15 protein-coding genes and 1 pseudogene are annotated in these 12356 nt (G+C 40.2%); 7 read left to right on the plus strand and 9 right to left on the minus strand.

Features of this window, described 5'->3' with window-relative positions; all coding sequences use genetic code 11:
- Positions 1-263: 263 nt before the first annotated feature.
- The 5 genes from FTV37_RS12800 to FTV37_RS12820 all read right to left on the minus strand — a co-directional run bounded on the left by FTV37_RS12800 (position 264) and on the right by FTV37_RS12820 (position 4208).
- The gene (locus tag FTV37_RS12800; RefSeq protein ID WP_078191089.1) at positions 264-1007 is read right to left on the minus strand and encodes an amino acid ABC transporter ATP-binding protein; all 744 of its coding nucleotides are present in this window, start codon (positions 1005-1007) and stop codon (positions 264-266) included.
- The gene (locus FTV37_RS12805) at positions 1004-1687 is read right to left on the minus strand and encodes an ABC transporter permease subunit (RefSeq protein ID WP_168378570.1); all 684 of its coding nucleotides are present in this window, start codon (positions 1685-1687) and stop codon (positions 1004-1006) included. Before FTV37_RS12805 ends, FTV37_RS12800 begins: the two co-directional genes overlap by 4 nt.
- A complete protein-coding gene (locus tag FTV37_RS12810; protein ID WP_168378571.1) occupies positions 1687-2430 on the minus strand; it encodes an amino acid ABC transporter permease in 744 nt (247 codons plus the stop codon). The genes FTV37_RS12805 and FTV37_RS12810 overlap by 1 nt, the downstream gene beginning before the upstream one ends.
- Before the next feature lie 70 nt (positions 2431-2500).
- Entirely contained in the window at positions 2501-3448 is a 948-nt protein-coding gene (locus tag FTV37_RS12815) for a transporter substrate-binding domain-containing protein (protein ID WP_180064028.1), read from the minus strand.
- Positions 3449-3785: 337 nt separating this feature from the next.
- Positions 3786-4208: a hypothetical protein gene (locus FTV37_RS12820; RefSeq protein WP_078192409.1), complete on the minus strand. Its 423-nt coding sequence runs from the start codon at positions 4206-4208 to the stop codon at positions 3786-3788.
- Between the two features lie 348 nt (positions 4209-4556).
- Between FTV37_RS12820 and FTV37_RS12825 the strand changes: the two genes are divergently transcribed.
- The 4 genes from FTV37_RS12825 to FTV37_RS12840 all read left to right on the plus strand — a co-directional run bounded on the left by FTV37_RS12825 (position 4557) and on the right by FTV37_RS12840 (position 7426).
- Entirely contained in the window at positions 4557-4835 is a 279-nt protein-coding gene (locus FTV37_RS12825) for a hypothetical protein (protein ID WP_078191085.1), read from the plus strand.
- A 274-nt stretch (positions 4836-5109) separates the two neighbouring features.
- Positions 5110-6888: a mechanosensitive ion channel gene (locus FTV37_RS12830; protein WP_180064029.1), complete on the plus strand. Its 1779-nt coding sequence runs from the start codon at positions 5110-5112 to the stop codon at positions 6886-6888.
- A 69-nt stretch (positions 6889-6957) separates the two neighbouring features.
- The gene (locus tag FTV37_RS12835; protein WP_180064030.1) at positions 6958-7140 is read left to right on the plus strand and encodes a hypothetical protein; all 183 of its coding nucleotides are present in this window, start codon (positions 6958-6960) and stop codon (positions 7138-7140) included.
- A gap of 124 nt (positions 7141-7264) precedes the next feature.
- A complete protein-coding gene (locus FTV37_RS12840) occupies positions 7265-7426 on the plus strand; it encodes a hypothetical protein (protein ID WP_162689753.1) in 162 nt (53 codons plus the stop codon).
- 92 nt (positions 7427-7518) lie between these two features.
- Here FTV37_RS12840 and FTV37_RS12845 read toward each other — a convergent pair whose 3' ends face one another.
- Both FTV37_RS12845 and FTV37_RS12850 read right to left on the minus strand, forming a co-directional pair.
- On the minus strand, positions 7519-8718 hold the full coding sequence (locus FTV37_RS12845; RefSeq protein WP_180064031.1) for an NAD(P)/FAD-dependent oxidoreductase: 1200 nt from the start codon (positions 8716-8718) through the stop codon (positions 7519-7521).
- 33 nt (positions 8719-8751) lie between these two features.
- Positions 8752-9642, minus strand: a complete 891-nt coding sequence (locus tag FTV37_RS12850; protein WP_180064032.1) for a 1-aminocyclopropane-1-carboxylate deaminase/D-cysteine desulfhydrase — start codon at positions 9640-9642, stop codon at positions 8752-8754.
- A 281-nt stretch (positions 9643-9923) separates the two neighbouring features.
- Between FTV37_RS12850 and FTV37_RS12855 the strand changes: the two genes are divergently transcribed.
- Positions 9924-10127, plus strand: a complete 204-nt coding sequence (locus tag FTV37_RS12855; RefSeq protein WP_180064033.1) for an NF038215 family lipoprotein — start codon at positions 9924-9926, stop codon at positions 10125-10127.
- A gap of 238 nt (positions 10128-10365) precedes the next feature.
- Here the strand turns inward: FTV37_RS12855 and FTV37_RS12860 are convergent, their stop codons facing one another.
- Entirely contained in the window at positions 10366-10824 is a 459-nt protein-coding gene (locus FTV37_RS12860; protein ID WP_180004754.1) for a DIP1984 family protein, read from the minus strand.
- A 171-nt stretch (positions 10825-10995) separates the two neighbouring features.
- Between FTV37_RS12860 and FTV37_RS12865 the strand changes: the two genes are divergently transcribed.
- Positions 10996-11619 (plus strand): LysE family translocator, encoded by a 624-nt coding sequence (locus FTV37_RS12865; RefSeq protein WP_078192408.1) that lies wholly within the window; start codon positions 10996-10998, stop codon positions 11617-11619.
- Positions 11620-11679: 60 nt separating this feature from the next.
- Entirely contained in the window at positions 11680-12279 is a 600-nt protein-coding gene (locus FTV37_RS12870; protein WP_180064034.1) for a P-loop NTPase fold protein, read from the plus strand.
- On the opposite strand, the pseudogene FTV37_RS12875 reads toward FTV37_RS12870, so the two are convergent.
- Positions 12241-12356, minus strand: a pseudogene (locus tag FTV37_RS12875) (transposase); the annotation flags it as partial. The gene FTV37_RS12870 and the pseudogene FTV37_RS12875 overlap by 39 nt on opposite strands.

The following is a 12356-nucleotide window of genomic DNA, read 5'->3' on the forward strand; positions in this document are numbered from 1 at the left end:
AGGTACTCTTACGAAGCACGCTCCTCATTAGGCAAAATGAGAAGCGAAGCTTCGCAAGGAAACCATCTTGCTGAGCAGTGCTCCTCACCGCAAAACTCGTTCACTAGCGTCTAATTATCAAAAGTATCGCAAAAATATTTTTGATTAGAAGAAGTCCTATCTCAAACACTTGCGGATGATGTTACCTCGTATCGTACTTTTATTTGAATCAAATTACGCTTCTGATGTTACTTCGTAACATCAGTTAAATAAACGTTTTTTTGTTAATGCAGAATTTTATTTAAGAACTGCTGCGCTCGTTCACCACGAGGGGCATTAAAGAAATCATCTTTACTGCAGTCTTCCACAATTTTTCCTTGATCCATAAAGATCACACGGTCCGCAACCTGACGCGCGAAGCCCATCTCATGGGTTACACACATCATGGTCATACCTTCTTTGGCAAGACCCACCATCACATCAAGTACTTCGTTAATCATCTCTGGATCAAGTGCCGAAGTCGGTTCATCAAACAGCATGGCAATCGGGTCCATACTGAGCGCACGTGCAATGGCAACACGTTGTTGCTGTCCACCTGATAACTGTGCCGGGAATTTAGCGGCATGCGCACTCAAACCCACACGATCTAAATAAGCCAAGCCTTTTTTCTTGGCTTCGGCTTCTGATCGACCCAAGACTTTAACCTGCGCAATAGTCAGGTTTTCGGTAATGGATAAATGTGGAAACAATTCAAAGTGCTGGAATACCATGCCGACACGACTACGCAATTTATTTAAATCGGTTTTTGGGTCATTAATGGAAATACCGTCGACTAAAATCGTACCGGCCTGAAAAGGCTCAAGTCCATTAACGGTTTTAATGAGCGTTGATTTACCTGAGCCAGAGGGCCCACACACCACAACCACTTCACCTTGTTTAATTTGAGTCGTGCAATCGGTGAGCACTTGAAAATCTTTATACCATTTACTGACATTTTGGAGGTCAATCATCGTTTTTTGATCGGTCATACACTTAACCTCCGTTGTAATTTTTTAACTGCATAGGTGGCGATCATACTAATAGTGAAATACACCAAACCGGCAAACAGAATGTATTGAGTTAACAATGACATGAGATCGCCTCGAACATAGTTGGTGCGGAAAAAGTCTAAGAGCCCGATGGCATAAACCATGGTTGAATCTTGGAACAGAATGATGGTTTGCTGTAAAAGCAGTGGCGTCATTTTGCGAAAGGACTGCGGCAAAATAATTAAGCGCATCGCTTGGCTATAGCTCATACCGAGGGCATAAGCTGCAGAAGTTTGACCTTTAGGAATCGATTGAATCCCGGCACGGACAATCTCTGAAAAGTAAGCGGCTTCAAATAGCATGAAGGCCACGATACTCGACACGAGGGCAGTATCAATCGTCAGATAGTTACCTGTGATCCCTGTGTAGATAAAGGGTACGGCAAAGTAGAACCACATCAGCACCAAGAGCAAAGGAATAGAACGAAAAAGGTTCACATAGCCTTTAGCAAAAATATTAAATACTTTAATCGAGGACAGGCGCATCAACGCCAATAAAGTCCCAATAAAGACACCACCAATGGTTGCCGTGATCACCACTTTTAGCGTGATGCTGAAACCATGCCATAGCGCAGGGCCAGACGCTTGAAGGTCTTGAATAAAAGAACTGAGCCATTCCATTATTTATCTCCTGCAATTAAGCCAGGAACGCGTAGGCGTTTTTCCAGAAAATTCATGAAACCAATTAAACAGATATTGATCACGATGAAAATAATGGTGACATAGGTATAAATTTCGATGGTGTTTTGCGTGTATTCACTGATGGTTTTCATCTGTGAAATGATTTCTGCAACACCGACCAAAGACGCGACTGAGGTGTTTTTGACACAGTTGGTCAACTCAGAGCTGAGAGGCGGCAAAATCGTGCGGAATGACTGCGGTAAGATCACATAGCGATAAAGTTGAGTCGTGCTAAATCCCATGGCATAACCAGCATTGGTTTGCCCCAAAGGAAGCGCTTCAATACCTGTCCTGACTTGTTCACAGACCCGTGCAGCTGTAAATAGACCCAAACCGACACTTGCAGAAATTAAGGCGGTCGTATTTGCTCCAAGGTCATTCATCCACCAGCTTTTAATCGCAGCAGGGAGGAAGTTAGGTACAACATAGAACCAAATAAACAGTTGAATCAATAAGGGTACATTTCGGAAAATAGTCACGTAGGCAGTACCAATACCTCGTGCTACAGGACTCGGTAGGGTACGCATAATACCCAAGATGCTGCCGAGCACCATCGCAATGCTCCATGCCACCAAAGCGATGACAAACAGCCAGCCGATTCCAATTAAAATCCAATTCAGGTAGGTCGAATCACCTACACCAGTAGATTGGAACAGCACACCCCAATTCCAGCTATAATTCATAGGAACTCCCTATAATGAGCTTAAGCCAAAATCCGTTTGGCTTAAGCATCTTTAGAATGTTTAGGGAAAGTTATTCGTCACGGTCATGTGGATTGCTAATCAATGCTTTTAATTGATCAGACATCGGGAAATTCAAATTGATATTTTTTGGTGGAATTGGCGTTTGGAACCATTTTTTATACATGTCATTGATTTCACCAGAGCTATAGGTCGCTTTGATTGCATCATCAACCACTTGTTTAAAGCCAATATCGCCTTTACGTAGCATACAACCATAAATTTCTTGAATCGGTGCTGTACCCACGATTTCCCATTTATTTGGATCTTTGGCTTTCGATTTTTCACCCGCCAGCAAAATATCATCCATCATAAATGCCGCTGCACGACCATTTTGTAGCATGAGGAAAGACTCAGCGTGGTCTTTGGCAGAAATGACTTCACCAATACCTAACTCTTTTTCATGTTGACGAATATAACGCTCAGATGTAGTTCCTGCCGTGGTGACTAATTTTTTACCTTTAAGGTCAGCGAAGTCTTTAATCCCAGAGTTTTTTGCAGTAAGTAAGCGTGAACCCACTTCAAAGAAACCTGTTGAGAAATCAACTTGTTGTTGGCGTTCTTTATTGTTGGTGGTTGAACCACACTCTAAGTCGACGGTGCCATTAGAAACCAATGGAATTCGGTTTTGGCTGGTCACTAAGTTATAACGGATTTTTAAATCGGGAAGATTTAATTGTTTTTTTACTGCTTCAACTACTTTTAATTGAAGATCATGCGCATAACCCACAGGTTGGTTTGGATTATCTGCGATATATGAAAATGGAATCGATGAATCGCGATAGCCTAAAACAATCGTGCCCGATTTTTTGATCTTATCTAAAGTCCCTGAGTCAGAAACAGCAGCTTCACTTCCTGCAGCTTTATCCGTTGTAGGTGCTTTATTGTCACTACATGCGCTAAGCCCTAAAGTGAGCGCACTTGCACAGAACAAAGTTGCTAAATGTTTTTTTGACGTCATCGTTAAAACTCCTTTTACCCTGATTTAATATCCACTTTTTATGATCTTGTTACGTATTTAGTTTTATTGCTCTGTTTTTAAGAATGTTTCAACAATAAAAAAGAGATCATTTTCTACATCTTAGGTGATAAATCGAACAAGGCTCAAGCAAAATTTATTGCCGAATTGTTACTAAGAAATGGGATAAGTTATGAAGATTTTTTATAAGTAAATTTGTTATAAGTGATTGAATATTAAATGAATTATATTTATTGTGAAATAGATAATGAAAATAAAAGGGCATAAAAAAACCTCCAAATGGAGGTTTTCGGGATTAAACTTTAGTTTAATCTCCGTATTAATGCACAAACATATCCATAAATTCACGAATTTCTTGAATCGCTGTGTCTACGTCAGCAGTCAACCAAGTCGGTTCAAAAAAGCCAGCATAATGCTCCAGTCGATCTTGGGGAACAACTAAGCGAATCGGGCATTCTTCTTCGAGCAAGCGCCAAGGAATAATAGGCACTTCATTATCTAAAAAAGCCGCAATATTTCGAATATCAATCACCATCGCATTGATGCATTCAGGGAATGGCATCACTGAAAACTCTTCAGTACGTCGGCGAAAATATTCCAAATCACCCCATTTCAACACATAACTTGGCTTACTAAATTCAATAATGCCAATAAGATGTTGATCGCGAGTGTAATGAAGGGAACATTGATGAGTGACGTCAGTGTCAAGATCAAGCGTTACACCTTGTTGATGGTACGCCATAGATTTGATAACAGGTGAAAAATAAGGTGCATGATTATAGCTCATTTCATTCATCAAAAGCAGAGAATTCCATCTAGCTCAAAAAAGCATTTATTTTTGCAACACTTGATACTCTGAAAATGAATACGATTGAAATGGTACATTCATTTCATGCTCCGATATTTTTACCTTAGCGATTGATTTTAAATCTAAAAATCAGTCATCTATTTAAACAGCAAGACGGATGTAAATTGAACTGATCTTTCAAGTTACATGTTTTCACGGATTGTAATTGTTCTTCACACAACAAAGGATATTGTATTGTTAGTATAAAAAGTGAACGACGAACAACAAAATAGCGAGGGGAATATGACACACGATTTTAATAAACCGCCCCATACCACCAGCGCAGAAGAAACAACACAAAAAAAACGTATCCCAGTGTATATGCTAATTTTAGTGGGTATCTTCTTAATCGCGTTATTGTTTTATATGTTTGCAGATATGAAACCGTCTGCTTCGGATGCACCACCTGATCATCCTGCACCGAATGCACAAACTGCAACTGCCAATGATACGACTAGCGGTACAGCGGGGGATGAAGCTGTTGCCAATGATTCAAATACTGCAACTGCGACAGATCATTGATGATAAATACATGAGTCAGATTTACATGATTGCAAGATCTGAACCTTAAGCATCTCATCAGAATGACATAAATAAAGCCTTGGTTATGCCAAGGCTTTTTTACATTCAATTGTGAGCTTTTGTTGGAGTTATGCATACTTTGGTTGATTAAAAAATACGCAAAAACTAAGGTGGAAAAGAAAGCTCAAGTTTAAAGCACCAATGCTGTGTGATATCGCGGCATACGTAAAAATGCACATAACAACAGATCATGTATAACAATGAGGGCGAACGTATGAATGATTATCTGGGTGGTCCGCGTGGCCGTTTTGATGCCATGTATTATTGGGAACAGTTTCACCCCATTTTAAGTGCAGTAGCAATTCTCCTGATTGGTTGGGTCATTGCTTTATTGATTGCTGCTGGCGTCAAAAAAGTTCTGCAACAATTAGGTACAAATCAAAAACTTTCAAATGCAACTGGGCACCGTTCCAATGTTGAAAATATAGTCTCCAGAGTAGTGTTCTGGATTATTTTGATCATTGCCGTCATTGGTGCACTCAATGTACTGAATTTGACTAGTGTCAGTGGCCCATTCAGTAATATGATTCAGCAGTTCTTGTTATTTATTCCACAGCTCTTGGCTGCGGTAGCTGTAGGTTTTATTGGTTGGATCGTGGCGAGTTTGGTCAAAGTCGGTTCAAAGAAACTGCTTGATAAAACCCAACTCGATGAAAAACTTAGTTCTGAGGTTGGTGTCAGCCCTATCAGTCAAAATATCAGTGAAATTGTATATTGGCTGATTTTGTTACTTTTCCTACCGATTGTTTTATCGATCTTGGGTTTGAACGGTCTATTGTTCCCAATCCAAAATATGGTCACTGAAGTTGTTTCTTATCTTCCCAATATCTTTATTGCCGGTGTCATCGTCTTTGTGGGTTATATTTTGGCGAAGATTGTGCGAGGTATCGTGGAAGGCTTGGTGAACAGTTTAAGCCTGCAGCAGCAAGTTGAAAAAGTGGGTATGTTTAAAAACGCAAAACTTGCTCAAGTTTTGGGTAATTTTGTCTTTGCTATAGTTATTATCACGGCTTTAATCGTGGCTTTCGAAGCACTTGGTATCGAGGCGATTTCTCAGCCTGCAACAGCCATGTTACATGAGATCATGTATGCGATACCGAACATCATTGCCGCAGGTTTAATCTTAATCTTGGCCTATGTGGTGTCACGCTTTGTAGCGCGTCTAGTTGTGGATGTGATCTCGGGTACAGGTGTTGATACTGTGCCAGAAAAATTAGACATTCAACGCTTTTTGGGCAAAACCAAAGTGTCGGATGTTGTCGGTTGCCTCATTGTATTTTTCACAATGTTGTTTGCGGTATCTGAAGCTGCTAACCGTTTAGGCTTTGAGCAAATCAGTGCCCTAATTGCGATGTTTATCCAGTTCGGTGCAAGTATTTTACTTGGTGCTGTAATCTTGGTGGTGGGTTTCTGGCTTGCCAATATTGTGGCAAATGTGGTGCAACGAGGGGAATATAACAGTTCACGTTGGTTAGGTAATTTGGTCCGTGTGCTGATTATGGGCTTGGTTGTAGCCATGGGCTTGCGTGCCATGGGTATTGCCGACTCGATCGTGAATTTGGCCTTTGGTTTAACGCTTGGTGCGGTTGCTGTTGCATTTGCTTTGGCCTTTGGTTTAGGCGGTCGCAATCCAGCGGAACGATTGTTATCAGATCTTATTGATAAAGCAAAACGTGAAGCCAACGAACCGAATCCAGTACAGGAACAGGCGAAGGCAAAAACCACCTTTAATACGCCAACATCGTCTACAGCGAGTCCAACGCCATCAACATCTGTGATGACTTCTGAAGTGAAAACCGATGATGGCTATCCAAACATTCAACAGGCTGTTCCCGGCGTCAGTGAAAAAGAAACCGCGACGCCAGATCAGTTGGATGTAAACCCAAGTGATCAACCACAAAATAATCCATTTGGTTCAACTGGTGAGGCTGAAAAAGAGGTCGATGTACCTTCGGCACCTGTAACTCCGCCAAAACCGGATGACCCTAATTAACCTGTTCCGTCTTTAGAAAATCGGCCACGCTTAAGTGGTCGATTTTAATGCTCTATTAAGGAATATTGTATGGCAAAAGCACCGAATAAATTTTTAGCCCCAGTGATTATTGCAGGGATCACGGTGGGTTTTTTGGCAAGCGCACGACGCTTTATTTTTGCAAAATCAAAACGCACTGATTTGGAGCAGACAGAACAATCACCGCCAAACAGTGAAAAAAATTATACCAATCAGTCCAAAAATAATGATTGAAATTTACCCGAAAATTGGTATTTTAAGTAATAGTGATATATGGAATATTACTTAAAATATAAAAACTTAGGATTCATATTGCTGTCATGAATGACACTTATGATCTGTGCAAAGGAATGGCAAAATGGGGGTAATTTCAATGCTCAATACTTTAGTATCGACACTCAAACAAACCGCAAGCGTGCAACCACAACATATTTCAGTTGCCGTTGAAAAAATGGATCTGACAATTCAACGAACTTCGACGTCGTCAGTATCATTATTTAAAACCGACTATCTTGAATAAGTTAGATCGGGCATAAAAAAGGGCTGAATGAATCAGCCCTTTTTTATGCAGAGTTCATCTGTACGTTATGTTTATTTAATTCTAAGTCGAGATCAGACGTATTCAGAAGCCGCATGTGCAGAAGCCCATGCCCATTGGAAGTTGTATCCACCTAAATGCCCCGTTACATCGAGCACTTCACCAATAAAGTACAAGCCTTTCTGTTTTTTACTTTCCATGGTTTTTGATGAGACTTCAGTGGTATCCACACCACCGAGTGTAACCTCAGCAGTACGATAACCTTCAGTGCCTGATGGTTTCACTTCAAAGCTTTCTAAACGGCTTGCAATGAGTTCTAGTTTTTCATCACTGATATTGCCAATGGCTAATTCAGCTTGTTCAGGCCAAATCAGATTTTGTAATTCCACAACCACGCTTTTCGGTAAGTGTTCATTAAACAATGTACGCAGTAACACTTTCGGTTGACTAGATTTCTTAGATTTGAGGAAATCTAAAACATCTAAAGTTGGCAGGAAATTGATATTAAAACGTTGACCGACATCCCAGTAGTTTGAAAGCTGCAATGAGCTTGGGCCACTTAAACCACGGTGAGTAAAGAGTAAAGCCTCAGTAAAACTGTTTAACTCATTCGATAACGTGGCTTCAACAGCATTGCCACTCAAGCGTGTGGTGACTTCTTTAAAACTATCTGAAAAGGTGAAGGGTACTAAGCCAGCGCGAGTGGGGTAGACGGAATGTCCGAATTGTTTAGCAATCTCATAGCCAATTCCTGAACCACCTAAAGTAGGAATAGAAAGACCGCCACTGGCAATAACCACCGATTCTGCTTCAAAATAGCCTAGATTGGTTGCCACTTGAAAGCCTTGTTCAGGTAAGGCATTGACTGCTTTTACTTCACAGTTGGTTTTAATATCTACCAAGCCTGTTTTGTCACATTCTGCCAATAGCATGGCGAGAATTTCTTTTGCACCATTTTGGGTAAATAACTGCCCATGTTTGCGCTCTTCGTACTCAATGCCATATTCGCAGACCATACCAATAAAGTCCCAGTTGGTATAGCGAGTTAATGCTGAAATAACAAAGTGCGGATTATGTGAAATATAATTTTCTGGTTCGACATACAAATTGGTGAAATTGCATTTACCACCGCCAGACATTAGGATTTTTTTGCCAACTTTATTGGCTTTTTCAACCACCAAAACTTTGCGTCCACGCTGCGCCGCTTTATATGCCGTCATTAAGCCTGATGCACCAGCACCTAAAACAAGGACATCATATTGATTTTGCGACATGGTAGGTTTCCGCGTGGAAGAAAGGACGCAGGATTATACGCTTTTTAGCGCTTCGGTTGAACCTTTCAAGCGACCTTGTAGGCCACCAGTATGAATCACTAAAACACGCTGATGGTTTGTAATCTGACCCCGCTCAATCATGCTGAAAATACCTCGCAACATTTTAGTCGTATAAACCTGTTCTAATGGGATCGCATAGCGATGTTCAAAGTCTTGCATAAACTGTAAAAGTTCCGGCGTTGTTTTGGCATAGCCGCCACAGCAAAATTCATCACTGATGTTCCAATTGGTTTTCTGCGTCAACTGAGCAACATCGTCGCAAAGAAAATTACCTTTGAGCGCAGAAAAGCCAAGAACATGTTGGTGTTCAGCACTTGCTTCGATCAAGCCTGTTATGGTTCCACCTGTACCGACTGCACAGCAGATGAGATCAAAATTTTGTTGATTTTCATGGCTTAAGATTTCCGTACAGCCACGGATTGCCAATGCATTGGTTCCACCTTCAGGAATGACATAATGTTCGGGAAATTCCTGTCGTAATTGCGCTAAAGCGTCAACTTGTTTCATTTCCCGATACTGTTGGCGTGTGACAAAACTGAGCTGCATACCAAACTGTTCGGCGGTGGCTAAAGTAGGATTTCGGGATTGATGTTGTAATTCTTCTCCACGAATGATGCCTAGACTACCGAATCCAAATAAATGTGCAGCATATGCAGTGGCTGCAATGTGATTTGAATAAGCACCGCCAAAGCTAAGCACCTGTTTAAACCCTAATTTCTGCGCCTCAATAAAATTATATTTGAGTTTATAAAATTTATTGCCTGATATTTGTGGGTGTACCAAGTCCAAACGCTTAATACACAAATTAACCCCTTGATATTGAATAGTCTGCTCAGGAATGGCGTGGGCGATAGATTCAAACATGTTGGTGATCGTTATCTTGGTGGTTGGAGGTCAAATAGGTAGGCATTGTAAAACGGGAGGTGCTGAAGATGAAATCCTGTTGAGTATATTTAGTTTACCAAGAGAACGATTCCGTTTATATCAGCACATATCATATGATCCTATGATTAGTATAGGAAACGACATAGAGACATAATTCCTGACAATTGACCCTAAATCGGCAGATAAATAAGGTGAATATCTGCACAAAAATGCTATGCTGAATTTATAAACAAGATAATTATAAAAATGGAGGGCATTCAATGAGCAAATTAAGTCGGGCTGTGCTGCCTATGCTGTGCCTGTGCAGTTTTTGGATGGTTGGCTGTGATACGACAGACGAATTGCATCGTCCTCAAAATGAACATCGCACCATGATCATTGGCGGTGTCCCTGTGAATGACCATGACTATAAATTACCGCGTGAAGATGTTGCATTCAATGAAGCCGCTGCAGATGACGATTAGCAGATGGATCCGTAAAAAAATTAGGGTGGACATACTGTCAGTACACGGTAGTGAGACGTGACATGTAAAGAGTCACAGATGCAGTGTGCTACGTCAGATGTGTGAACATTTTGAAGTAGACGTCTTACTTCTGCAGTTTAGTTTGTTGGATTAAAGCCTTACAAACATTTAAAAAGGCTCTGTACTCGCCCAGTATGCCCGAACTGGAATGAACCGTGGTTCAAATGCTTAAATCAGGTCAATCTATCAGGTCTATTTGCCAATTGGATGCCTGAATTTCTAAGTTATTTTGTCTAAGTTGCTGACTAATGCTATCGGCCTGTTTCTGTAAATCTGCCACTGCAATGGTTTTAATCCAACGGATTTCACTTGAGCTATAACGACCATTTTCACGGCGTGAGCTGTCAATCGCTTGTTGCAAGATACGATGCTGTTGGGTCAATAAATCACGTTCATTGAGCACTGAAAGCACGGAGCGTCCAGAACTGGTTTTAGCCTGTGCATTGGTGGCGTGAATCTTTTCAATTAAGCCATAAAGTTCTGTATTTACGGCAAATGCTTCTTGAATTAAAGCATTCGGTTCTTCGCTAGGTGCATCACCTTCTTGAATGAGCACGTTGTTATTGATTCGTTGTTGCAGCGAGGCCAATTTAGTTTGTAAGTCACTGCGTAAAAGTAGGGCTTCGGCTAATTTCATTGTCTTGATATTAATTTGTACTTTTAGCGATCATGCGATGGATTAATGCGGTATTCAAGTTATTTATAGTGAAAAATTTGGTCAATTGAAATATACACTGCAAATTATAGGGAGAAATTCAGAGATTCTATCTGTAAAATTGCCACGAATTTAAGTGAAAACGGTGTGACAGTGGAATCATTTTGGATATTAGGCTCGATTGCGGCAGCACTATTACTTGGTGCAATGAGCCCGGGGCCAACGTCAATTTATGTGGCGAAGAATTCCATTGCGATTTCACGTAAACACGGTTTATTTACCGCTCTTGGTACAGGTTTGGGCGCTGCAATATTTGGCCTATTAGCGGTATTGGGTTTGCAGGCATTTTTATTGGCTGTACCTTCTGCTTATTTAGCTTTAAAAATTTGTGGTGGTTTATATCTGCTTTGGATGGCATTTAAAATTATAAAACATGCCAAAGAACCGATTGAAGCTGGTGATGCCAGCAGCTCGCAGATGTCACTCCGTCGTGCATTTACCACTGGTTTAATTACCCAATTGTCGAATCCTAAAATTGCAATTGTGTTAGCCAGTATTTTTACGGCACTTTTACCGAAAGACATTCCGACGTATTTTTACTTTGTACTGCCAGTTTTGTGTTTCTTTATCGATGCAGGGTGGTGCTCATTGGTCGCTGTGGCTTTATCCGCAGAGAAACCACGTAAAGTCTATTTGAAGTTTAAAGCGGGTTTTGATCGGGCAGCAGGGGCAGTGATGACAGTGCTTGGGTTAAAGCTGATTTTTGGAATGAAGTGATTTACAGTTAAGGTGTAAAGAAATATATTAAAATACAATAATTTATTTTTGAATTTTAATATGTCTAATTACATTTCAGAACCTAATAAGCACATTGAAGACTACTTAGACTATTATTTCGATGGAAATAAAAATTTTGAATATGCTGTGTTATTGAATGGAGCATGGGGTAGTGGCAAGACATGGTTTGTAAAACAATATTTAGAAAAGAAAGAAGATCAGGGTAAAAAAATTTGCTATGTAAGCTTAAATGGTATTTCCAAAACTTCTATGATTGATGACGCTATTTTTAAAAGTATACATCCGATTCTTAGTAGTAAGGCAGCAAAATTAGCAGGGCAAATTTTAAAAAGTGGAATAAAGGCAACCACAAGAATTGATGTAGATGCGGATGGGAAATCCGATGGAAGCATTTCAGGTAGCATTCCAAAAATTGAGTTGCCAGATTATCTAAAAATTAATGATAACTTCGTATTAGCTTTTGATGACTTAGAGCGTTGTGAGTTAAAAAAGGAAGAAGTACTTGGCTATATTAATTACTTTGTAGAGCAGGAAGGAATTAAAACCCTTATTGTGTCAAATGAGGAAGAAATTAGAGATAATGAAGAATATAAGTTGTCATTAAAAAGTAAACATGTATTCTTTTCCGAATTGGTTTGATACTTTCTCCACCCATTGCTCTATTTTATCAGCTGTCATGACTTGAAAATCTCGCCAATAATATTTCATCTGCTTCC

It is taken from the genome of Acinetobacter sp. YH16042 (assembly GCF_013417245.1).
Classification (GTDB): domain Bacteria; phylum Pseudomonadota; class Gammaproteobacteria; order Pseudomonadales; family Moraxellaceae; genus Acinetobacter; species Acinetobacter amyesii.

Excerpts from the sequence above, each read along its gene's own strand:
- FTV37_RS12835 (WP_180064030.1), top strand. The coding sequence starts at position 6,958 with ATGGCAAAAGCACCGAATAAATTTTTAGCCCCAGTGATTATTGCAGGG.
- FTV37_RS12855 (WP_180064033.1), top strand. The coding sequence starts at position 9,924 with ATGAGCAAATTAAGTCGGGCTGTGCTGCCTATGCTGTGCCTGTGCAGT.
- FTV37_RS12850 (WP_180064032.1), bottom strand. The coding sequence starts at position 9,642 with ATGTTTGAATCTATCGCCCACGCCATTCCTGAGCAGACTATTCAATAT.
- FTV37_RS12815 (WP_180064028.1), bottom strand. The coding sequence starts at position 3,448 with ATGACGTCAAAAAAACATTTAGCAACTTTGTTCTGTGCAAGTGCGCTC.
- FTV37_RS12860 (WP_180004754.1), bottom strand. The coding sequence starts at position 10,824 with ATGAAATTAGCCGAAGCCCTACTTTTACGCAGTGACTTACAAACTAAA.
- FTV37_RS12845 (WP_180064031.1), bottom strand. The coding sequence starts at position 8,718 with ATGTCGCAAAATCAATATGATGTCCTTGTTTTAGGTGCTGGTGCATCA.
- FTV37_RS12830 (WP_180064029.1), top strand. The coding sequence starts at position 5,110 with ATGAATGATTATCTGGGTGGTCCGCGTGGCCGTTTTGATGCCATGTAT.
- FTV37_RS12820 (WP_078192409.1), bottom strand. The coding sequence starts at position 4,208 with ATGGCGTACCATCAACAAGGTGTAACGCTTGATCTTGACACTGACGTC.
- FTV37_RS12825 (WP_078191085.1), top strand. The coding sequence starts at position 4,557 with ATGACACACGATTTTAATAAACCGCCCCATACCACCAGCGCAGAAGAA.
- FTV37_RS12805 (WP_168378570.1), bottom strand. The coding sequence starts at position 1,687 with ATGGAATGGCTCAGTTCTTTTATTCAAGACCTTCAAGCGTCTGGCCCT.
- FTV37_RS12840 (WP_162689753.1), top strand. The coding sequence starts at position 7,265 with ATGGGGGTAATTTCAATGCTCAATACTTTAGTATCGACACTCAAACAA.
- FTV37_RS12870 (WP_180064034.1), top strand. The coding sequence starts at position 11,680 with ATGTCTAATTACATTTCAGAACCTAATAAGCACATTGAAGACTACTTA.
- FTV37_RS12800 (WP_078191089.1), bottom strand. The coding sequence starts at position 1,007 with ATGACCGATCAAAAAACGATGATTGACCTCCAAAATGTCAGTAAATGG.
- FTV37_RS12810 (WP_168378571.1), bottom strand. The coding sequence starts at position 2,430 with ATGAATTATAGCTGGAATTGGGGTGTGCTGTTCCAATCTACTGGTGTA.